Raw genomic sequence first — 21,285 nt, forward strand, 5'->3', positions numbered from 1 at the left:
CTCCGGGGAAGTCACACGGACGGGGGAGCGGCGCTCGTCGTCGCCGCCGAATGCTACGGCACAATGCCTGCCGTGACGTCGTCCCGCCTGCTCGGCCGCCTCGACACCTTCCGCGGCTGGCCGGGGTGGGCCCGTGCGACGACGTACGCCGTGGCGGCGCTCGCGCTGCTCCTGGTGGTGGTCACGGTGGGCGCGGTGGCGATGGTCCGGCGGCCGCTGCCGCAGACCCAGGGCACCGTGGACGTGCCCGGGCTCGGCGCCGAGGTCGAGGTGCTGCGCGACGCCCGTGGGGTCCCGCAGATCTACGCCGACGACGCCACCGACCTCTTCTACGCCCAGGGCTACGTCCAGGCCCAGGACCGCTTCTACGACATGGACGTACGCCGCCACGTCACCGCGGGTCGGCTCTCCGAGCTGGTCGGTCCCGCGGCGGTGGAGTCCGACCTGACCGTGCGCACGCTGGGCTGGCGCCGCGTGGCCGAGCGCGAGCTCGACCTGATCGACCCGGCCACCCGCGGCTACCTGGAGTCCTACAGCGACGGCGTCAACGCCTGGCTCCGCGGGCGCTCGACGACGTCGATGTCGGTGGAGTACACCCTGCTGGCCCTCGGCGGGCTGGACTACAAGCCCGAGCCGTGGACGCCGGTCGACTCCCTGGCCTGGCTCAAGGCGATGGCGTGGGACCTGCGCGGCAACATGGCCGACGAGGTGGCCCGCACCCGGCTCGCGGTCGACCGGTCGCCCGAGCAGGTCGACGAGCTCTACCCGCGCTACCCCTACGGCCGTCACGAGCCCGTGCTGCCCGACGTGACCGCCGCGGCGGCGGCGCCGCGCGCGACCCCGGCCTGGGCCACCCGGTCACCGGGGGAGGAGCAGCGCCGCCGACGCGCCGACGCCCTGGAGGCGGTCCGCGACCACCTGGCCTCCGTGCCGGCGCTGCTCGGCACCGGCGACGGCCTGGGCTCCAACGCCTGGGCGGTGTCGGGAGAGCACACCGTCTCGGGCGAGCCGCTGCTGGCCAACGACCCGCACCTGGGCGTCTCCCAGCCCGCGGTCTGGTACCAGACCGGACTGCACTGCCGCTCGCTCGGCGAGGACTGCCCCTTCGACGTCTCGGGGTTCACCTTCGCCGGCTTCCCGGGGGTGATCGTCGGCCACAACCGCGACATCGCCTGGGGGATGACCAACCTCGACCCCGACGTGACCGACCTGTTCCTGGAGAAGGTCGAGGGCAAGACCTACGAGTACGACGGCCAGCAGCTGCCGCTCGTCGAGCGCGACGAGGAGATCCGGGTCGAGGGTGAGGGGACCCGCCTGATCACGGTGCGGTCCACCCGCCACGGACCGCTGCTCTCCGACGTCTCCCGCGAGCTGTCCAGCGTGGGCGCCAACGCCGAGGTCGGCCCCGACGCCCCCGAGCGCGGCAACGGCTACGGCGTCGCGCTGGCGTGGACGGCGCTGACCCCGCGACCCACGGCCGACGCGGTCTTCGCGCTGGGCCGCGCGCGCGACTGGGACGACTTCCGCGAGGCGGCCCGCGACTTCGCCGTCCCCAGCCAGAACCTCGTGTACGCCGACCGCGAGGGCAACATCGGCTACCAGGCGCCGGGCGACGTGCCCGTCCGCCGGTCGGGCCGCGACGGTCGCTACCCGGCCGCCGGGTGGGACCCGCGCAACGACTGGACCGGTCGGCTGGTGCCCTTCGAGCAGCTGCCCAGCCGCCTCAACCCCGCCGAGGGCTTCGTGGTCTCGGCCAACCAGGCCGTCACCGGGCCCGAGTACCCCTTCCTGCTCACCACCGACTGGGACCACGGCTACCGCAGCCAGCGGATCCGCCGGCTCCTCGAGGCCCGGATCGACGCGGGCGCCCAGCTCGACGTGCGGGCGATGCAGGGCATCCAGACCGACACCCGCAACCCGATGGGGCCGGTCCTGGTGCCCTACCTGATGCGGCCGCTGATGACCTCGGAGTACTACGCCGACGGCCAGCGGCTGCTGCTCGACTGGGACTTCACCCAGACGCCCGACTCGGCAGCGGCGGCGTACTTCGACACGGTCTGGCGCACGCTGCTGCGACTGACCTTCCACGACGAGCTGCCCGAGTCGCAGTGGCCCGACGGCGACCAGCGGTGGGTCGCCGTGGTGACCAACCTGCTGCGCCAGCCCGACTCGCAGTGGTGGGACGACAGCACCACCACCGGCGTGATCGAGGACCGCGACGAGATCCTGGCCGAGGCGCTGGAGCAGGCCCGCGACGAGCTCACCCGACGGCTCTCGGTCAGCCCGCGGCAGTGGAGCTGGGGCCGGCTGCACCGGATCGAGCTGGAGCACCAGACCCTGGGCCGGGGGTCGTCGGTGGCGCGGGCGCTGCTCGACCGCGGGCCCGAGCCGGTCGGCGGGGGCGGCGCCAGCGTCAACGCGACGGCGTGGGCCGCGCCCGAGGGGTACGACGTGACGACGGCGCCCTCGATGCGGATGGTCGTCGACCTGGCCGACCTCGACGACTCCCGGTGGGTGCTGCTGGGCGGGGCCTCGGGCCACCCGGCGTCGCCGCACTACACCGACCAGCTCGACACCTGGCTGGCCGGCCGCTCGCTGGCCTGGCCGTTCTCCCGCGACGCCGTCGAGCGGGCGGCCGAGGACCGCCTGGTGCTACGCCCCCGCGGCTAGCCGCACCACGCCGTCGGGCGTGACCGCCGCGTGGACGGCGCGGTCGTGTGCCTCCGCCGGCACCTCGTCGAGCAGCTCGCCGCGGTGCAGCACCGCGCAGGTGAAGGTGCCCCGCGGGACGCGCTGCAGGGCCCGGTCGTAGCACCCCGCCCCCCGGCCGAGCCGGGTCCCGTCGGCCCCGACGGCCAGCCCGGGCACCAGCACCACGTCGGCGCCGGCCACCGCGTCGACGCCCAGCCGGGCACCGGTCGGCTCGAGCAGCCCGCGGGACGGTCGCAGCTCCTCCGGCCCGGCGTACGCCGCCCAGTCGAGGTCCATGCCGGGCAGCACGACCGGCAGCAGCACCCGGGTGCCGGCCTGGGCCAGCGCCTCGAGGAGGGGACCGGTGCCGGGCTCGTGCGAGACCGAGACGTAGGCCGCCACGGTCGCGGCCCGACGCACCTCCTCGGTGGCGAGCAGGTGCGCGGCCGTGGCCCGGGCGCCCTCCCCGAGCTCCAGCACGGGGATGCGGCGGCGGGCGGCCAGGAGCTGGTCGCGCAGGGCGAGCTTGGCGGTCCGTGTGAGGTCGGGCACGGATGGAGCCTACGATCGGAGGCATGAAGTCGAAGGGACTCAAGCAGGCCCGCGAGAAGATGGCCGCCGAGGGCGTCGACCAGGTCGCGATCGAGGTCTTCTCGCACTACTACCGCCAGATCGAGCACGGCGAGACCGGCATGATCGCCGAGGACTCGATCGAGCCGGTCGACATCGAGTCGCTCGCCGACGTCGAGGTCCCGGACGACGTCGCCGCCGAGGCGGTGGGCGCCACCGTGGTGATCAAGCTCAACGGCGGGCTCGGCACCTCGATGGGCATGGCGCGCGCCAAGTCGCTGCTGTGCGTGCGCCGCGGGCTGTCCTTCCTCGACGTGATCGCCCGTCAGGTGCTCCACCTGCGCCGCGAGTACGGCACCACGCTGCCGCTGATCTTCATGAACAGCTTCCGCACCTCCGAGGACACCCTGGCCGCGCTCGCGCGCTACGCCGACCTCGAGGTCGACGGGCTGCCGCTGGAGTTCCTGCAGAACAAGGAGCCCAAGCTCCGCAAGGACGACCTCACCCCGGTGACGTGGACCAAGGACCCGGCGCTGGAGTGGTGTCCGCCCGGCCACGGCGACCTCTACACCGCGCTGGTCGGCACGGGCCTGCTCGACCGGCTCATCGACGCCGGCTACCGCTACGCCTTCGTGTCCAACTCCGACAACCTCGGCGCCGTCGCCGACGCGCGGGTGGCCGGCTGGTTCGCCCAGTCCGGGGCCCCGTTCGCGATCGAGGCGGTGCGGCGTACGCCCTCGGACCGCAAGGGGGGCCACTTCGCCCGCCGCAAGGCCGACGGCCGCATCGTGCTCCGCGAGACCGCGCAGACCCCGAAGGCCGACCAGGAGGCGCTGCAGGACCTCTCGCGCCACCAGTTCTGCTCCACCAACAACCTGTGGTTCGACCTCGCCCGGATGCGAGAGGAGATGGCGCGGCGTGACGGCATCCTCGGTCTCCCGCTGATCCGCAACGAGAAGAACGTCGACCCCGCCGACAAGCGCAGCCCCGAGGTGATCCAGGTCGAGACCGCCATGGGCGCCGCGATCGAGGTCTTCGAGGACTCCCGGCTGATCGAGGTCGGCCGCGACCGGTTCGTGCCGGTCAAGACGACCAACGACCTGCTGGTGCTGCGCTCGGACGCCTACGACATCGGCAGCGACTTCGTGCTCGACCAGCAGGTGGAGAGCATCCCGTTCGTCGACCTCGACGACGAGCACTACAAGCTGGTCGCCGACTTCGACCAGCGCTTCGCCTCCGGCGTGCCCTCGATGCGCCAGGCCGAGTCGCTGGTCGTCTCGGGCGACTGGAGCTTCGGCGAGAAGGTCGTGGTGCGCGGCCGGGCCGAGCTCGACGGCGACCACGGCCGCGTCGAGGCCGGCAGCGTCCTCGGCGACGCGCCCGCCGAGTAGGACGCTGCACCCGGCCGTCTAGGTTCGTCCCATGTCCTCGCCGTCCCGTGAGACCCGCCCGATCCCGCCCGAGGACTACCTCCGCCGGGTGCTGGAGGTCGTCACCCCGCTCGAGGCCGCCGAGCGGCCGCTGCTCGACGCCCTCGGTCTGCCCGTCGCCGAGGACGTCCACGCCGACGTCCCGCTGCCGGTCTTCGACAACTCCTCGATGGACGGCTACGCCGTGGCGTTCCGCGACGTCGCGGAGGCCACCGCCGAGCGACCCGTCCACCTGCCGGTGGTGGGGGAGATCGCGGCCGGGCAGACCACGATCCACACCCTGACCCCGGGCACCGCCGTACGCATCATGACCGGCGCGCCCGTGCCGACCGGGGCGACCGCGGTGGTGCCGTTCGAGTGGACCACCGAGGAGGGGCGCCAGGTCGTCGTCTCCCAGGCGCCCGAGGAGGGCCAGCACGTACGCCGCTCCGGCGAGGAGGTCGCGCGGGGCGACCTGTTGATGCGACGCGGCGAGGTCGTCGGCACCCGTCAGGTCGGGCTGCTCGCCGCGCTGGGCCGCGGCCGGGTCGCCACCGCGCCCCGCCCCCGCGTGGTGGTGATGTCCACGGGGCTCGAGCTGGTCGAGCCCGGGAGGGCGCTCCAGGGCGCCCAGATCTACGACTCCAACAGCTATCTCCTGGCGGCGGCCGTCCGCGCCCACGGTGGCATCGCCTACCGGGCCACCGCCACCACCGACGACCCCGACCAGTTCGCCGACGCCCTGGCCGACCAGCTGCTGCGCGCCGACCTCGTCGTCACGAGCGGCGGTGTCTCCAAGGGCACCCACGACGTGGTCAAGGAGGTGCTGCGCGAGCTCGGCACCGTGGAGTTCCTCGAGGTCGCGATGCAGCCGGGCAAGCCCCAGGGCTTCGGGGTGGTGGGGGAGGACCGGACCCCGATCTTCACGCTGCCCGGCAACCCGGTCTCGGCGTACGTCTCCTTCGAGTCGTTCGTCGTGCCGGCGATGCGCCGGATGACCGGGCACGCCCGGGTCGAGCCGGTGCTGCGCGCCGGGGTGATCACCGAGGCGGTGCGCTCGATGCGCGGCAAGACCCAGCTGCTGCGGGCGCGGGTCGAGCACTCCGGGGGCCGGCTGCTGCTGACCCCGGTGGGCGGCCCCGGCTCCCACCTGATCGCGGGGCTGGCCCAGGCCGACGCGCTGGTCGTGCTCGACGCCGACGTCACGGCCGTCTCGCAGGGCGACGTCGTCCCCGTGCTGCTGCTCGACCGGGTGGCGGGCTCGTGAGCGACCGGCACGAGGGGACCGACGGTCCGCGCCTGACCCACGTCGACGAGCGCGGCGCCGCCCGGATGGTCGACGTGGGGGACAAGGACGTCACCTCCCGCAGCGCCACCGCGACCGGCCGCGTGCTGGTCTCCGCCGACGTCGTCGCGCTCTTGCGCGGAGAGGGCGTGCCCAAGGGCGACGCGCTCGGCGTGGCCCGGGTGGCCGGCATCATGGCGGCCAAGCGCACCGCCGACCTCGTGCCGCTGTGCCACCCCCTCGCGATCTCCGGCGTCACCGTCGACCTCGAGGTGGAGGACGACGCCGTGGCGATCCGGGCCACCGTGCGCACCACCGACCGCACCGGGGTGGAGATGGAGGCGCTCACGGCCGTCTCGGTCGCCGCCCTCACGGTGGTCGACATGGTCAAGGCCGTCGACAAGGGCGCGGTCATCACCGAGGTCCGCGTCGAGGAGAAGCTCGGCGGCAAGAGCGGGACGTGGCGCCGTGGCTGAGGCCCCGACCCCGCTGCCCGCCGCCGTCGTCGTCGCCTCCAACCGCGCCGCGGCCGGGGTGTACGACGACACCACCGGTCCGCTGATCGTCGAGGCGCTCCGGGCCGACGGCTGGACGGTCGGCGACCCCGTCGTCGTGCGCGACGGCGAGCCCGTCGGAGAGGCGATCCGCGCCGCCCTCGACGCCGGCGCCCGTGCCGTGCTGACCACCGGCGGCACCGGCCTCACCCCGACCGACCTGACCCCCGAGGTCACCCGCCCGCTGCTGAGCCGCGAGGTCCCGGGCATCGCCGAGGCGATCCGCGCCCACGGCACGGCCAAGGGCGTCCCGACCGCGGCGCTCTCGCGCGGCCTCGCCGGGGTCGCCGGCCAGGCGTTGGTCGTCAACCTCCCGGGGTCGCGCGGCGGGGTCAAGGACGGCCTCGCGGTCGTCGTGCCCCTGCTGCGGCACGCCGTGGAGCAGATCGTCGGGAGCGACCACTGAGCGCCGGGTGGCCCGTGGTGCTGGAGTCCGGCGGCGTCCGGCTGCGACCCATCACCCAGGCCGACCGGCACACCTGGCGGCGGGTCCGCCAGGCCAACGCCGCGTGGCTCGGACCCTGGGACGCCACCGCCCCCTCGCACTCGCAGGCCCAGCCGCGCTCGTTCGCCGCGATGGTGCGCACCATGCGCCGCGAGGCGCGCGCCGGACGGCAGCTGCCGTTCGTGATCGAGCTCGACGGCCGCTTCGTCGGCCAGCTCACCGTGAGCAACGTGCTCCGGGGCTCCGCGCAGTTCGCCTCGGTCGGCTACTGGGTCGACGAGGCGTACGCCGGCCGCGGCATCGTCACCCGGGCCGTGGCCCTGGCCGTCGACCACTGCTTCGGCCCGGTCGGGCTGCACCGCATCGAGGTGGCCATCCGGCCCGAGAACCACTCCTCGCTGCGGGTGGTGGAGAAGCTGGGCTTCGTCGAGGTCGGCCACGCCCGGCGCTACCTGCACATCGACGGGGAGTGGCGCGACCACCGGCTGTTCGCGCTGACCCAGGAGGACGTGCCCGAGGGGCTGCTCGTCCGGCTCGAGCGGGGCCTCCGCGAGGGCCCCGGCACCCGGGATCCACACCAGTCACAGGAGTGAACTGACGACACACCGCCACGGGTCCGGTGCGCGGTGACCGCCCGCTCGTAGGGTTCGGGTTGTGGACCTGTCAGCTGTGATCTTCGTGGTGCTCGCCCTCGCCTGGGCCGTCTACCTCATCCCCAAGGCCCTCGCCCACCACGACGAGGTGGCGGGGGAGCGGCTCGAGGAGGGCCACTCCGAGAAGGTCCGCGTGCTGACCCGTCGTCGCCGCCCCGTCGACGAGGCGGCCCCCGACGCCGTCGAGGAGGTCGAGACCGCGATCGAGGTCGAGCGCACCGACACCGTCACGCGTCGCGCCGCTCCGGAGCTCAGCCCCACCGCTCGCGCCGCGCGCAACCGGCGTCGGGTGCTCGGTGGCCTGGTCACCGTGCTGCTCGCGGTCGTGGCGCTGGCCGGCTTCGCGGTCGCGCCGTGGTGGTCCGTCGCCGTCCCGGCGGTGGCGATCGTGGCCTTCCTGGTCGTCGCCCGGATGTCGGTGCGCCGGGCCCAGGCGCGCCGCACCCGCCCTGCGGACTCGTCGGCCCCCTCGGTCGAGCCCGTCGAGACCCCGGCCCGCGTCGAGACCCCCGCCCCCACGTCGTCGGTCGCGCCCCGCTCGTCGGTCGCGCCCCGCTCGTCGGTCGAGCCCGTCGAGACCCCCTCGCCGGCACCCGCCCCGATGTCCTACGAGGCCCTCGAGCTGCTGACCGACCCCGGCACCGGGCGCGAGCAGCGGGCCGAGCTCGAGGCCGCGCTGGCCGACGAGGGCTCGCTGTGGGACCCGCTTCCCCTCACCCTCCCGACCTACGTGGGCAAGGCCACCGCCCGCCGCACCGTGCGCACCATCGAGCTGACCGGGATGACCAGCTCGGGCCACGACGACGCCGACACCGCGATCGCCCGGCAGGCCGACGAGGACGCCGACCGTGCGGCCTCGGAGGCGACCGACCGCAAGGTCGCCGGCGCCTGACCCGATTCGGGACCACGCCGGTCCCGGTGGTAACTTTTCCCTCGCGCTCGTGCAGACGGGCGCTCCGGGGCTGTGGCGCAGTTGGTAGCGCGTCTCGTTCGCAATGAGAAGGTCAGGGGTTCGAATCCCCTCAGCTCCACCCGAGAAGCCGCAGGCCACTGGCCTGCGGCTTCGGTGCTTCCCGGGCGCTGCGGACACCGCCCGACGCAAGGACCGCCCCGTGCAGACGCTGCGTGAGGTCTGCCCGGGGCGGTCGTTGGGGCCGCTGTACCCGCCGCCCGCGACCTCATGCACCCCACCGGTGACCTGTGTCACGGCCCCCGCCCACGGGACGGACGGGTCTTGGCGGCGACCGTAGACTGCCCGCACGGGTCGTGAGCGCCGCTCGGCGCCACTCGACCACATGGTTCTTGCCAGACGGGGGTGGACAGGACGTGCCAGCACTGCTGGAACGAGAGCCCTCGCCGGCTCCCGACGTCGACCGCCGACGGCGTCCGTGGCTCCCTCGCCTCCTGGTGGTGGTGACCGCCGTCCTGGTGGTCGTGCTCGTGGTGGTGACCGTGGTCTACCGCGACGTCACGTCGAGCCAGGAGCCCCCGCGCACCTTCAGCGACGACTTCGCGGCCGCCCAGCTGGCGTCGCAGTGGACGCGTGAGTCCAGCGACGGCTACGGGATCGAGACCTTCACCTCCGACGAGGACCTCGTGACGGTCGACGACGACGACCGTCTGGTGGTCTCGGCCAAGCGCAACGAGGACGGCTCGTGGCGCGGCGGCATGGTGAGCACGCGCAAGAGCTTCAAGCTCTCCAGCGGCACCGTCGAGGTGCGGGCGGCGCTGCCCACCGCGCAGGGGGCCTGGCCCGCGATCTGGCTGCACAACTCGGCCTACGGCGAGGCCGGTCCGGCCCGGGCCGAGATCGACATCATGGAGCTCTTCCCCGGCGGCGGCGACGGCGGACCCGGGTCCTACATGACCGTGCACGACTGGGTGCACAACGACCAGGGCACCTTCATGAAGCCCCCGCACGTCCCCTCCACCGACGGCCGGATGCACACCTGGAAGATCTCGTGGGACGCCACGGGGATCTCGCTGTGGATCGACGGCGAGCCGCAGGGCAAGATCACCGCCACCGAGTTCAACGCGCTCGGCAACGGCGCCGACTGGTCGGTGTTCACCAAGACCGACCAGTACCTCATCCTCAACATGGCCGTCGGCACCTCGTGGGGCGGCCCCGAGCCGACGCCCGACACCAACCGGCTCGACATGCTGGTCGACTGGGTCAAGATCCGCCGGGGCGACTGACCCCGACCGTTCCGTCCTCCCGGCTCCGGGTGTGTCGTGCGCCACGGACGGGTACGGCGCCACCACGCCGGTCCGCTCGGGCCGTCGGCGTCGAGCCCAGGGGGCGTCATGACCCAGACCGAGGACCGCAGCGAGGCGCAGGAGGGTGCGCTCAACGGGCTGATGCTGGTGGTGGCCGTCGTCTCGGCCGTGAGCGGGCTGCTCTACGGCTACGACACCGGCATCATCTCCGGCGCGCTGCTGCAGATCTCCGAGGAGTTCTCGCTCGGCAACGGCCTCGAGCAGTTCATCGCCGCCGGCATCCTGGCGGGCGCGGTGATCGGTGCGCTCGGGGGCAGCTTCCTGTCCGAGCGCTGGGGTCGCCACCGCACCATCCTGCTGATCTGCGTCCTCTTCGTCGCCGGGAGCCTGCTCTGTGCGATCTCGCCCAGCCCGGTGCTGCTGGCGCTGGCGCGGGTGCTCCTGGGCGTCGCGGTCGGTGGGGCCACCCAGACCGTCCCGATGTACGTCGCCGAGATGGCGCCGGCGCGGCTGCGCGGCCGCCTGGTGCTGTGCTTCCAGCTGGCGATCGGTGTCGGCATCGTCATCTCCACCCTCGTCGGTGCCACCGAGCTCGTCGACTGGCGGGTGTCGATCGGCGCGGCCGCCGTACCCGCCCTGCTCATGCTGCTGCTCCAGCTGCGCCTGCCCGAGAGCCCCCGCTGGCTCGTTAAGCAGGGCCGCCGCGAGGAGGCCGAGACGGTGCTGCGCCGGGTCCGGCCCGACGGCTACCCGATCGACCGCGAGCTCGAGGAGATCGTCGAGCTCGAGGAGCGCAAGGCCGAGACGAAGGCGCGCGACCGCGGGTGGAGCGGGCTGAAGCGACCCTGGGTGCGGCCCGCCCTGCTGGTCGGCTGCGGTATCGCAGCGCTGACCCAGCTGTCCGGGATCGAGATGATCATCTACTACGCCCCGACGATCCTGACCGACAACGGGTTCAGCACCACCGCCGCGCTGCGGGTCAGCGTCGCGCTGGGCGTGACCTACCTGCTGGCGCAGGTGGTCGGCCTCATGATCGTCGACCGCGTCGGTCGCCGGCGGCTGACCCTGGTCATGGTGCCCGGGGCGGCACTGAGCCTGTTCGTGCTGGGCGCGTTCTTCGTCACCGGCAATGCCGGGAAGGACAACATCCCGTTCATCGTCACCTGTCTGATCGTCTTCATGCTGTTCAACGCCGGTGGCCTGCAGCTGATGGGCTGGCTCACCGGCTCCGAGATCTACCCGCTCGCCGTCCGTGGGGCCGGGACGGCCGTGCAGTCGGCCACCCTCTGGGGCACCAACCTGCTGATCACGCTGACGCTGCTGACGATGATCGAGCTGCTCGGGGTGGGCCAGGTGTTCTGGCTCTACGGGCTGTTCAACGTGGCGGCGTGGGTGTTCGTGTGGCGGTTGATGCCCGAGCTGACCGGCCACAGCCTGGAGGACATCGAGTCCCACCTGGCCGAGGGTCGCTTCACGCCGGCCGACTTCGCGGAGCGTCGTACGGCCTGAGGGGGCGCCGCCTATGTTCGGGGCGTGGCGACGACGACGCAGGACGCAGGCTCCCGCACCAGCGTGCGGTGGGCGGGGCCGGTGACCGCCGGGGTGCTCAGCGCCCTGCCCGGCGTGACCCTCATGGCGGCGGGGTGGTTCCACCCCGAGAACCTGGACGAGACGACGGCGCACCGGTGGTGGACGCTGCACGTGCCCGGGATGCTGGTCTTTCCGCTGGTCGGCCTCGCCCTGATGTGGCTGTTCAAGGGCCGCCGCGACCCCGTGGCCGTGGTCGCGGTGCTCGCGTCCTTCGTCTACGCGATCTTCTACAACGCCCTGGACATCCTCAGCGGCATCGGGGCGGGGTGGGTGACCTCGCGGCTGCCGTCCGGGGCGCCGCGGCCCGACGAGGTGCGGTCGATCTTCGCGCTCGGCACGCCGCTCGGCGAGATCGGCTCGTGGGCGTTGCTGCTCGCGGCCGTGGTCGTGGCGGGCGACTTCCTGGTGCGTCGTCGGCTCGCCGCTCTGCCCGCGGTGCTGCTGCTCCCCGGCGCCTGGCTGGTGCACACCGACCACATCTACTGGCCGGGCGGGGCGCTGGGGATGGGGCTCGTCGGCGTCGCGACGGGCTACCTCGCCTGGCTGGACCGACGCGGCTGAACGACCCACTCGTCGGGCCCGGTTGTCAACTCCGGGGGTCCGAGCGGATCTTCTGATCTAGTCCAGATGAACTATGTCCGAATTCCTGGAGATGCCCTACGGTGGGGGAACAGTTGTTCACCGAGGTACCTGGGAGGGGCACCATGGGAGCAGTCGCACCGCTGTCGGTCCTGCTGGTCGGGTTGGTCGGCCTCGCGATCGTCGCGCTCGCCGTGGCCCGGATCGCGCTGCTGGAGCGTCGTCTCCGGATGGTCGAGCCGACCCCGCTCACGCCCGCGACCAGCGACGCCGAGCCCTGGACGCTGCCCGGCACCGCCGTCGCCTGAGGCGCTAGATCCAGCGGCGGAACCACATCCGCTGCAGCCACTGCGCGTTGGTGAGCAGCTCGTCGGTCCACACGGGCCAGAAGAAGACGAACGCCACCACCGTGAGTGCCAGCACGACACCGGCCACCGAGCCGGCCAGCAGCCGTCGGGTCCGTGACGAGGCCGGCCCGCCGGCGATCCCGCCCACGAGCAGGGTCAGGGCGAGCACCAGGAACGGCAGGCTGGCCGAGGAGTAGTAGCTGAAGATCGGCCGGTCGGCGTAGCGGAACCACGGCAGCCACGTGGCGGCGAGCCCGACCAGGACGAGCCCGTGGCGCCAGTCGCGTCGCAGCAGGCCGGCCACCACCGACCACAGCGCCGCCGCGGTGCCCGCCCACCACACCACCGGGTTGCCCAGCAGCAGCACCTGCCGCAGGCAGGTCGATCCCGCGACCGCCGTGCACCCCTGCTCGCCCGGGGCGATGTCGAGCTCGGTGGAGATGCCGACGGGCCGGTTGAGCACGAACCAGCCCCACGGGCTGGACTGGTAGGCGTGGGTGCTGTCGTCGAGGAACCGGGTGTGGAAGGAGTAGACGTCGCGGTGGTAGTGCCACAGCGACTGCAGCGACTGCCACAGCTCGGGGAAGAACCCGGTGGCGTCCTGCTCCAGGTAGCTGCCCCAGTAGGGGCCGTACTGCGTGTCCGAGAGCGCCCGCTCGTAGGCGTCGGCGTGCAGCAGCCAGCCGGTCCAGCTGAGCACGTAGAGCACGAACGGCAGCAGCACGACGTACGCCAGGGCGGGGGTCGCGTCAATGACCGCGGACCTGGCCACCGCCCAGCGGACCCCGAAGGAGCGCCGGGCGCCGGCGTCCCAGAGCCACATGGTCAGCCCGAAGGCCGCCAGCACGAACAGCGCAGTCCACTTGGTCGAGATCGCCGCGCCCCAGCACAGCCCGGCCGCCAGCCGCCACGGCCGCCAGAGCAGCCGCGGTCCCCAGGCGTTGGCCGCCAGCCGGGTCCCGCCGACCAGGTCGGCCATCCGCGAGCGCGTCCAGTCGCGGTCGGCGACCGTGCACGCGACCGCGCACAGGATGAAGAAGGCCAGGTAGACGTCGAGCAGCGCCAGCCGGGAGAGCACGAAGTGCTGGCCGTCCAGGCACAGCAGCAGGCCGGCGAGGACGCCCAGCGCGGTGGACCGGGTCAGCCGGCGGGCCAGGCGCACCATCACCAGGACCATCAGCGCGCCGACCACGGCCGAGGAGACCCGCCAGCCGAAGGGCGTCATCCCGAAGGCCGACTCCCCGAGCGCGATCAGCCACTTGCCCAGCTCGGGGTGCACCACCATCGACGGGTCGCCGGTCCACAGCCCGGTGGTCTGGCCGCCGAGGATGGCCTGGTCGGCGTCCTGGACGTAGGTCTGCACGTAGCCGAAGTGGCGCAGCGACCACGCGTCCTTGGCGTAGTAGGTCTCGTCGAAGGCGAACGCCCTGGGGTTGCCCAGGTCCCACAGCCGCAGCGCGAGCGCCAGCGCGAAGACGCCGAGCGCCGCCACCCAGCCCCGCACCCGGTCCGAGCCCGGCAGCCGCGCCCGCGAGGGAGCCGTCGGGAGCCGCTCGCCGCGCGGCGTCGCGGACAGCGTCGTACGGCGCTCGAGGAGGCTCACGCTGCCCGAGGATACGGCTGCGATGATCGGGGACATGAGCGATCCGCGCGAGTCCTCCCACCTGGCCGGGGGCGGCGTGCTGGTCCTGGCCGGCACCCCGATCGGCCGCCCCGAGGACGCCTCGCCGCGGCTGGCGACCGAGCTGCGCGGCGCCGACGTGGTCGCCGCCGAGGACACCCGGCGGCTGCGGCGCCTGGCCGGTGACCTGGGCGTGGAGATCCCCGGGCGGGTCGTGTCCTACTTCGAGGGCAACGAGCACCTGCGCACCGACGCCCTGGTCGAGGCCCTGGTGGCCGGCGAGCGGGTCGTGCTGGTGACCGACGCGGGCATGCCGAGCGTCTCGGACCCCGGCTACCGCCTCGTCGCCGCCGCGATCGAGCGCGACGTGACGGTGACCAGCCTGCCCGGCCCCTCGGCGGTGCTGACCGCGCTGGCGGTCTCGGGACTGCCGGTCGACCGGTTCTGCTTCGAGGGGTTCCTGCCGCGCAAGGCCGGTGAGCGGCTCCGGCGGCTGCAGGCGATGGCCGACGAGGAGCGCACGCTGGTCTTCTTCGAGGCCCCGCACCGCACCGCCGCCGCGCTGGGGGCGCTGGCCGAGGCGTTCGGCGACGACCGCCGGGCGGTGGTGTGCCGCGAGCTGACCAAGACCCACGAGGAGGTACGCCGCGGCACGCTGGCCGAGCTGGTCGCCTGGGCCGCCGACGGCGTGCGCGGCGAGGTCACGCTGGTCGTCGAGGGCGCCGAGCCGCCCGAGGCGGTCTCCGACCCGGTCGCGCTCGCCGCGCTGGTGGCGGCCGAGGAGCTCGTCGGGGTGCCGCGCAAGCAGGCGATCGGCGACGTGGCGCGACGCTCCGGGGTGCCCAAGCGCCTCGTGTACGACGCGGTGCACCGCCCGTGACCGCGCTGCTCGACGGCCGGCCGGACCTGCCTGAGCCGCTGCCGCACCCGGTGGTCGACAACCACTGCCACCTCGACGTCGCCCGCGGCGACGAGGCGCCGCTGTCGGTCGCCGACGCGCTCGGCACCGCCGCCGCGGTCGGCGTCACGCGCGTCGTGCAGGTCGGCTGCGACCTGCCGGGCGCGCGCTGGGCCGTGGCGACGGCGCAGGCCCACGAGCAGGTCGTCGCGGCCGTCGCGCTGCACCCCAACGAGGCGCCGCTGCTGAGCGAGCAGGGCCGGCTGGCCGAGGCCCTGCAGGAGGTACGCCGCCTGGCCGCGGGCAGCGACCGGGTGCGGGCGGTGGGGGAGACCGGGCTCGACCACTTCCGCACCGGCCCCGAGGGCCGGGCCGCGCAGGAGGAGTCCTTCCGCGCCCACGTCGCGATGGCCACCGAGCTCGACCGCACCCTGGTGATCCACGACCGCGACGCCCACGCCGACGTGCTGCGGGTGCTCGACGACGTCGGCGCCCCCGAGCGCTGGGTGATGCACTGCTTCTCCGGCGACGCGGACTTCGCGCGGGCCTGCCTGGACCGCGGCGCCCACCTGTCCTTCGCCGGCACCGTCACCTTCAAGAACGCCGAGCCGCTGCGCGAGGCGCTCCGGGCGACCCCGCTGACGCGGGTGCTGGTGGAGACCGACGCGCCGTACCTCACCCCGGTCCCGCACCGCGGCCGCACCAACGCCTCCTACCTCGTGCCGCTCACGATGCGGGCGATGGCGCAGACCACCGGGGTGCCGCTGCGGGAGCTCTGCGAGGCCGTCGAGAGCAACACCTTCGCGGCCTTCGGCGGCCCCTGGGGAGCGTGAGAGGGGCCACACCGAGCCGCCTGGGACCCACCGGCGTGGCGGGTCGCGGTTTGCGCCCGCCCCGTGCACGCACCTAGGGTCGAGCGCTGTTGGCCGGAAGCGGGAGCACCACTTCGTCCGGTTGGCGCCATCTGGGGGGCCCGCGCAGCGTCGACGACGATGCCGCGCGTGTGGCCGGCGCCGCCGCCCGCGGACCGGGAAATGCGATCACTGGAGCATCGTGCGCGCACGCCTTGAGCACCTGACCAAGAACAAGACCCTTCTCGTGGGACTCGCTGTCGCAGTCCTCCTCGGGATCGTCGGCAGCGCCTCGGCGTACGCCGGGATGAGCAAGACGGTCACCCTCTCGGTGGACGGGGAGCGGCAGCAGGTCCGCACCTTCGCCGGCTCGGTCGGCGACGTCCTCGCCGCCGAGGGCATCGAGCCCGGGAAGCACGACTCCGTCGTCCCCGGTCCCGCGACCGACGTGCGCGACGGCTCCGAGATCGCCGTCCGTCTGGGCCGCCCGCTGACGCTCGCCGTCGACGGCGAGGAGAAGACGCTGTGGACGACCGCGACCAAGGTCTCCTCCGCGCTGAGCCAGCTGGGCCTGCGCTTCGGCGGTGCCGCGCTGTCGGTGAGCCGTGGCGCCGAGATCGACCGCGGCGGGCTGGCCCTCGAGGTCACCACCCCCAAGAAGGTCGTGCTGAAGTACGGCGCCGAGAAGGCCACCCGCCACAACCTCGCCGTCAGCACGGTCGGTGAGCTCCTGGCCGAGACCGGCGTCAAGGTCGACCGCAACGACGTCGTGCGCCCCTCGCGGGGTGCCGAGCTCGAGGACGGCGACCGTGTGGTCGTGGTCAAGCGCGGCGAGAAGACCAAGCGCGTCGCCGACGAGACCATCCAGGCCGGCACCGTCCGCCGCGAGGACGACTCGATGCCCGAGGGCGAGACCAAGACGGTCCGCGAGGCCCGCGACGGCGTCCGCGACGTGACCTACAAGACGACGTTCCGCAACGGCAAGGCCGTGCGCACCGTCGTCGTCAGCTCGCGCGTCGTGCGCGAGCCCGTCGACGCGATCGTCAAGGTCGGCACCAAGGTCGAGCCCGCCGCGCCCTCCACCCCGGCCGCGTCCGTGGGTGGCGGCAGCGTGTGGGACGCCATCGCCGCGTGCGAGTCCGGCGGCAACTGGGCCGCCAACACCGGCAACGGCTACTACGGCGGGCTGCAGTTCAGCCTCGGCACCTGGCAGGCGTACGGCGGGTCGGGCATGCCCCACCAGAACAGCCGCGAGCAGCAGATCGCCATCGCCGAGCGGGTCGCCGCGGCCGAGGGCGGCTACGGCGCCTGGCCGCACTGCGGGGCCGGTCACTGACGGCCTCTACGCTCGTCCCCGTGACGACTCCTTCTGCCGGACCGAGCCTGCTCGGTCCGGCAGAAGTGCGTCTGCTGGCCGGCCGGCTCGACCTGCGCCCCACCAAGCAGCGTGGGCAGAACTTCGTCATCGACCCCAACACGGTGCGCCGCATCGTGCGCGACTCCGGCATCGGCCCCGACGACGTGGTCCTCGAGGTCGGCCCCGGCCTGGGGTCGCTGACCCTGGCGCTGCTGGCGGTGGCGCGACGCGTGGTCGCCGTCGAGGTCGACCCGCTGCTGGCCGCCGAGCTGCCCGCCACCGTCGCGGAGCGCGCGCCCGACCAGGTCGCCGCCTTCGAGGTGGTGCTCGCCGACGCCCTGCGCATCGCCGAGGTGCCCGGTCCGGCGCCGACCGCGCTGGTGGCCAACCTGCCCTACAACGTGTCGGTGCCGGTGCTGCTGCACCTGCTCGGCCTGCTGCCCTCGCTCGAGCGCGGCCTGGTGATGGTGCAGTCCGAGGTGGCCGACCGGCTCGCGGCCCGTCCGGGATCGAAGGTCTACGGCGTGCCGTCGGTCAAGGCGTCGTGGTACGCCGAGGTCCGTCGCGCCGGCGCCGTGGGCCGCAACGTCTTCTGGCCCGCCCCCAACGTCGACTCCGGGCTGGTCGCCTGGAGCCGGCGCGAGCCCCCGGCCACCTCGGTGTCGCGCCGCGAGGTCTTCACCGTCGTCGACGCCGGGTTCGCCCACCGCCGCAAGGCGCTGCGCGCGTCGCTGCGCGAGCTGGCCGGCTCGGCCGAGGCCTCGGGCGCCGCGCTGGCCGCGGCCGGTATCGACCCGCTGACCCGCGGGGAGCAGCTGGTGCTGACCGACTTCGTGCGCCTGACCGAGGCGCTCGTCGAGGTCACCGGGCACCCGGTCGTCGCGGGGGAGGGCCGATGAGGCCCGCGCCGGTGACCGTCCGGGCCGCGGCCAAGGTCAACCTCGTGCTCTCGGTCGCGCGACCGCGCTCCGACGGGATGCACCCGCTCGACACCGTCTACCAGGCGATCAGCCTCTACGACGACGTCCGCGCCTCGCCCGCCGAGGAGTGGGAGGTCGGCGTCACCCCGGTCGGCGGGGTGGACTGCTCCGGCGTACCCCTCGACGAGGGCAACCTCGCCGTCCGTGCCGGGCAGCTGCTCGCCGCCCACCACGGCCTCGACCGGGCCGCGCGGCTCGACATCGACAAGGGCATCCCGGTGGCCGGCGGGCTCGCCGGTGGCAGCGCCGACGCCGCCGCGGCCCTGGTGGCGCTGGACCGGATGTGGCACCTGCACACCTCCGACGACGACCTGCTCGACCTGGCCGCCCAGCTGGGCAGCGACGTGCCGTTCGCGCTGCTCGGCGGCACCGCCCACGGCGGCGGCCGCGGCGAGCAGGTCACCCCGCTCGAGGACACCGGCGACCACTGGTGGGTCGTGGTGCCCGATGCGGGCGGGCTGTCGACACCGGCGGTCTACCGCGAGCACGACCGGGTGCGCCCCGACGCCCCCGAGACCCCGCCCGCGAGCCACGCGCTGCTGGCGGCGCTCGCCGACGGCGACCACGCGGCGCTCGCCGCGGCCCTGCACAACGACCTGGAAGGACCCGCGGTGAGCCTGCGACCCGAGCTCGGCGAGCGACTGGCGCTCGTCCGTGCCCACCACGAGGGCGCGGTGCTGCTCTCCGGCTCCGGTCCGACCGTGCTGGCGCTCTCGAGCACCCACGAGGGGGCGACGCAGACCCGGCGCGCCCTGCTGGAGGCCGGCGTGCCGGTCGTCCACGTCGCCACCGGCCCCGTCGCCGGCGCCCACGTCGTCGAGCTCGTCGGATGAGCCAGCGCGCCAACCTCGTCAACCTCGAGCGCGTCACCAAGTCCTACGGCGTCCGGATCCTGCTCGACGAGGTCAGCCTCGGCGTCGGCGAGGGCGACCACGTCGGCATCGTGGGTCGCAACGGCGACGGCAAGACCACGCTGCTCGACCTGATGGCCGGGCACACCGAGCCCGACGGCGGCCGCGTCTCGCGCACCCGCGGGCTCGAGGTCGGCTACCTCGCCCAGCGCGACGACCTCGACGAGACGGCCACGGTCCGCGAGGTCGTCCTCGGCGGCCGCGCCGACCACGAGTGGGCGGCCGACCCGACCTCGCGCGAGGTGGTCGAGGAGCTGCTCGTCGGCCTCGACCTCGAGCGCACCGTCGCCGGCCTGTCCGGCGGCGAGCGCCGTCGCAGCTCGCTCGCCCGGCTGCTGCTCACCGACCACGACCTGCTGCTGCTCGACGAGCCGACCAACCACCTCGACGTCGAGGCGGTCGCCTGGCTGGCGGGCTTCCTGCGCGCACGGGCCGCGGCCCGGCGTACGGCTGCGATGGTGGTGGTGACCCACGACCGCTGGTTCCTCGACGAGGTCTGCACCACGACCTGGGAGGTCCACCCGGGCAGCAACGGGGCCGGGGTGGTCGACTCCTACGACGGCGGGTACGCCGCGTTCGTGCTCGCCCGCGCCGAGCGCAGCCGTCAGGCCGCGGCCTCGGAGTCGCGCCGGCAGAACCTGATGCGCAAGGAGCTGGCCTGGCTGCGCCGCGGCGCCCCCGCCCGGACCTCCAAGCCGAAGTTCCGGATGGACGCCGCCAGCGCGCTCATCGACGACGAGCCACCGCCGCGCGACCGGCTGGAGCTGCAGAAGTTCGCCACCCAGCGGCTCGGCAAGGACGTCGTCGACCTCGAGGACGTCGACCTCGTCCGCGGCGAGCGCTCGCTGCTCTCGCAGGCGACCTGGCGGCTCGGGGCCGGCGACCGCGTCGGCGTGGTCGGCGTCAACGGCGCCGGCAAGAGCTCGGTGCTCGGGCTCGTCGCCGGCGAGGTGTCGCCCGACCGGGGCAAGGCCAAGCTGGGCCGCACCGTCTCGCTCGCGCACCTCTCCCAGCAGGTGCCGGTCGAGGACCCCGACGCCCGCGTGCTGCCGACCGTCGAGGGCATCCGGCGAGTCACCAAGACCGCCGACGGCCAGGAGCTCACCGCGACCTCGCTGCTGGAGCGGTTCGGCTTCACCGGCGACAAGCTCACGGCCCGGCTCGGCGACCTGTCGGGTGGCGAGCGGCGGCGCTTCCAGCTGCTCAAGCTGCTGCTGGCCGAGCCCAACGTGCTGCTGCTCGACGAGCCCACCAACGACCTCGACATCGAGACCCTCAACGTGCTCGAGGACTTCCTCGACGCCTGGCCCGGCACGCTCGTCGTGGTCAGCCACGACCGCTACTTCCTGGAGCGCGTCACCGACTCGGTGTGGGCGCTGCTCGGCGACGGTCAGCTCTCGATGCTGCCCGGCGGGATCGACCAGTACCTCGAGCACCGCCGCGCCGGCCGCGCCTCCGGCGGCCCCTCCCCGCGCTCCTCGACCTCGCAGGGCCCCTCGCCCGCCGCGGGCAGCGCCGACTCCCGCACCGCCCGCAAGACCATGGCGCGGCTGGAGAAGCAGCTGGAGAAGCTCGCCGACCGCGAGGCCGTCCTCCACGACGCCATGCTCACCCACGCCCAGGACCACTCCCGCCTCACCGACCTCATGGCCGAGCTCACCTCGGTCAAGGACGAGAAGGAGGCGCTCGAGATGGAGTGGTTGGCGGCTGCGGAGCAGCTGGGGTGAGGGGCGGGGCAGTTTCCCCGGCCAGCCGGTGAAACTGCCCGTGCAACCGGGATGAAACGGGCGCCGGCGGGCAGTTTTGCCCGCGAGGGTGCCCGACTTGTCCGGCGAGGGCCTCCGGCAACGGAGCGTCGTTCGAAGTGGGCGCCCGGACGACCTGCTCGTATGACGCGTTGCCCGGGTGGCTGGAGCGTCGTACGGGGTGGTCGCTCGGACGACCTGTTCGTATGACGCGTTGCCCGGGTGGCTGGGGCGTCATACGGGGTGATCGCTCGGACGACCTGTTCGTATGACGCGTCGCTCGCCGACGACCAGGACGTATGACGCCCCCCGCCGCGACGCCCCTCCCGATCAGCCGCGCGGGACGTCATCAGGGTCGTGGCCTCCAGGCCACCATCTCGATGACGTCCGGAGCTGATGACGCCGCGCCCCCGGACGCCCTCGGTCGGAGCGTCATACGGGGTGGTCGTCCGGACGACCTGCTCGTATGACGCGTTGCCCGGGTGGCTGGAGCGTCATACGGGGTGCTCGCTCGGACGACCTTTTCGTATGACGCGTCGCTCGCCGACGACCAGGACGTACGACGCGCCCCCACCGCGACGC

Annotated in this window: 19 protein-coding genes, 1 tRNA gene and 1 pseudogene; 18 read left to right on the top strand and 3 right to left on the bottom strand. The window is 73.8% G+C overall.

What is annotated here, in order from left to right; genetic code table 11:
• Nucleotides 1-72: 72 nt before the first annotated feature.
• Complete coding sequence (locus tag ASG49_RS03650) at nt 73-2,670, top strand: penicillin acylase family protein (RefSeq protein ID WP_235561891.1); 2,598 nt, start codon at nt 73-75, stop codon at nt 2,668-2,670.
• Here ASG49_RS03650 and ASG49_RS03655 read toward each other — a convergent pair.
• Entirely contained in the window at nt 2,653-3,243 is a 591-nt protein-coding gene (locus tag ASG49_RS03655; RefSeq protein WP_056537205.1) for a 5-formyltetrahydrofolate cyclo-ligase, read from the bottom strand. The genes ASG49_RS03650 and ASG49_RS03655 overlap by 18 nt on opposite strands.
• Nucleotides 3,244-3,266: 23 nt before the next feature.
• Here ASG49_RS03655 and ASG49_RS03660 point away from each other — a divergent pair, with 23 nt between their 5' ends.
• The 11 genes from ASG49_RS03660 to ASG49_RS03710 all read left to right on the top strand — a co-directional run bounded on the left by ASG49_RS03660 (nt 3,267) and on the right by ASG49_RS03710 (nt 12,301).
• Entirely contained in the window at nt 3,267-4,652 is a 1,386-nt protein-coding gene (locus tag ASG49_RS03660; protein WP_056537209.1) for a UTP--glucose-1-phosphate uridylyltransferase, read from the top strand.
• 31 nt (nt 4,653-4,683) lie between these two features.
• Nucleotides 4,684-5,937: a gephyrin-like molybdotransferase Glp gene (gene glp, locus ASG49_RS03665; RefSeq protein WP_056537212.1), complete on the top strand. Its 1,254-nt coding sequence runs from the start codon at nt 4,684-4,686 to the stop codon at nt 5,935-5,937.
• A 65-nt stretch (nt 5,938-6,002) separates the two neighbouring features.
• Nucleotides 6,003-6,431, top strand: a complete 429-nt coding sequence (gene moaC, locus ASG49_RS03670; RefSeq protein WP_056539717.1) for a cyclic pyranopterin monophosphate synthase MoaC — start codon at nt 6,003-6,005, stop codon at nt 6,429-6,431.
• The gene (locus tag ASG49_RS03675; protein WP_235561892.1) at nt 6,424-6,915 is read left to right on the top strand and encodes a molybdenum cofactor biosynthesis protein B; all 492 of its coding nucleotides are present in this window, start codon (nt 6,424-6,426) and stop codon (nt 6,913-6,915) included. The genes moaC and ASG49_RS03675 overlap by 8 nt, the downstream gene beginning before the upstream one ends.
• Nucleotides 6,916-6,929: 14 nt before the next feature.
• Complete coding sequence (locus ASG49_RS03680; RefSeq protein WP_056537215.1) at nt 6,930-7,547, top strand: GNAT family N-acetyltransferase; 618 nt, start codon at nt 6,930-6,932, stop codon at nt 7,545-7,547.
• 61 nt (nt 7,548-7,608) lie between these two features.
• Entirely contained in the window at nt 7,609-8,499 is an 891-nt protein-coding gene (locus ASG49_RS03685) for a hypothetical protein (protein WP_156384163.1), read from the top strand.
• Nucleotides 8,500-8,565: 66 nt separating this feature from the next.
• A tRNA-Ala gene (locus ASG49_RS03690) sits at nt 8,566-8,638 on the top strand.
• 379 nt (nt 8,639-9,017) lie between these two features.
• Nucleotides 9,018-9,803 (top strand): glycoside hydrolase family 16 protein, encoded by a 786-nt coding sequence (locus tag ASG49_RS03695; protein ID WP_156384164.1) that lies wholly within the window; start codon nt 9,018-9,020, stop codon nt 9,801-9,803.
• 108 nt (nt 9,804-9,911) lie between these two features.
• Nucleotides 9,912-11,333, top strand: a complete 1,422-nt coding sequence (locus ASG49_RS03700; RefSeq protein WP_056537224.1) for a sugar porter family MFS transporter — start codon at nt 9,912-9,914, stop codon at nt 11,331-11,333.
• A gap of 24 nt (nt 11,334-11,357) precedes the next feature.
• Nucleotides 11,358-11,975 carry a hypothetical protein gene (locus ASG49_RS03705; RefSeq protein WP_056537228.1) on the top strand — a complete coding sequence of 206 codons (618 nt, stop codon included), beginning with the start codon at nt 11,358-11,360 and terminating at the stop codon, nt 11,973-11,975.
• A gap of 143 nt (nt 11,976-12,118) precedes the next feature.
• Nucleotides 12,119-12,301: a hypothetical protein gene (locus tag ASG49_RS03710; RefSeq protein WP_056537229.1), complete on the top strand. Its 183-nt coding sequence runs from the start codon at nt 12,119-12,121 to the stop codon at nt 12,299-12,301.
• Nucleotides 12,302-12,305: 4 nt separating this feature from the next.
• Here ASG49_RS03710 and ASG49_RS19555 read toward each other — a convergent pair whose 3' ends face one another.
• Entirely contained in the window at nt 12,306-13,064 is a 759-nt protein-coding gene (locus ASG49_RS19555) for a hypothetical protein (protein ID WP_369814208.1), read from the bottom strand.
• A pseudogene (locus ASG49_RS19560) lies at nt 13,050-13,979 on the bottom strand (phospholipid carrier-dependent glycosyltransferase); the annotation flags it as partial. The pseudogene ASG49_RS19560 and the gene ASG49_RS19555, both read right to left, overlap by 15 nt.
• Here ASG49_RS19560 and rsmI point away from each other — a divergent pair.
• The 6 genes from rsmI (at nt 13,978) to ASG49_RS03745 (ending at nt 20,685) form a co-directional block, all read left to right on the top strand.
• Complete coding sequence (gene rsmI / locus ASG49_RS03720) at nt 13,978-14,841, top strand: 16S rRNA (cytidine(1402)-2'-O)-methyltransferase (protein ID WP_156384165.1); 864 nt, start codon at nt 13,978-13,980, stop codon at nt 14,839-14,841. The pseudogene ASG49_RS19560 and the gene rsmI sit on opposite strands and share 2 nt — an antisense overlap.
• Nucleotides 14,838-15,692: a TatD family hydrolase gene (locus ASG49_RS03725; protein WP_235561894.1), complete on the top strand. Its 855-nt coding sequence runs from the start codon at nt 14,838-14,840 to the stop codon at nt 15,690-15,692. The genes rsmI and ASG49_RS03725 overlap by 4 nt, the downstream gene beginning before the upstream one ends.
• 220 nt (nt 15,693-15,912) lie before the next feature.
• A complete protein-coding gene (locus ASG49_RS19230) occupies nt 15,913-17,046 on the top strand; it encodes a resuscitation-promoting factor (RefSeq protein WP_156384166.1) in 1,134 nt (377 codons plus the stop codon).
• Between the two features lie 20 nt (nt 17,047-17,066).
• The gene (rsmA, locus tag ASG49_RS03735; RefSeq protein WP_056537235.1) at nt 17,067-17,966 is read left to right on the top strand and encodes a 16S rRNA (adenine(1518)-N(6)/adenine(1519)-N(6))-dimethyltransferase RsmA; all 900 of its coding nucleotides are present in this window, start codon (nt 17,067-17,069) and stop codon (nt 17,964-17,966) included.
• Complete coding sequence (locus ASG49_RS03740; RefSeq protein ID WP_056537237.1) at nt 17,963-18,880, top strand: 4-(cytidine 5'-diphospho)-2-C-methyl-D-erythritol kinase; 918 nt, start codon at nt 17,963-17,965, stop codon at nt 18,878-18,880. Before rsmA ends, ASG49_RS03740 begins: the two co-directional genes overlap by 4 nt.
• Nucleotides 18,877-20,685, top strand: a complete 1,809-nt coding sequence (locus ASG49_RS03745; protein WP_056537247.1) for an ABC-F family ATP-binding cassette domain-containing protein — start codon at nt 18,877-18,879, stop codon at nt 20,683-20,685. Before ASG49_RS03740 ends, ASG49_RS03745 begins: the two co-directional genes overlap by 4 nt.
• The last annotated feature ends 600 nt before the right edge of the window (nt 20,686-21,285 follow it).

The organism is Marmoricola sp. Leaf446, from assembly GCF_001424755.1.
GTDB lineage: Bacteria > Actinomycetota > Actinomycetes > Propionibacteriales > Nocardioidaceae > Marmoricola.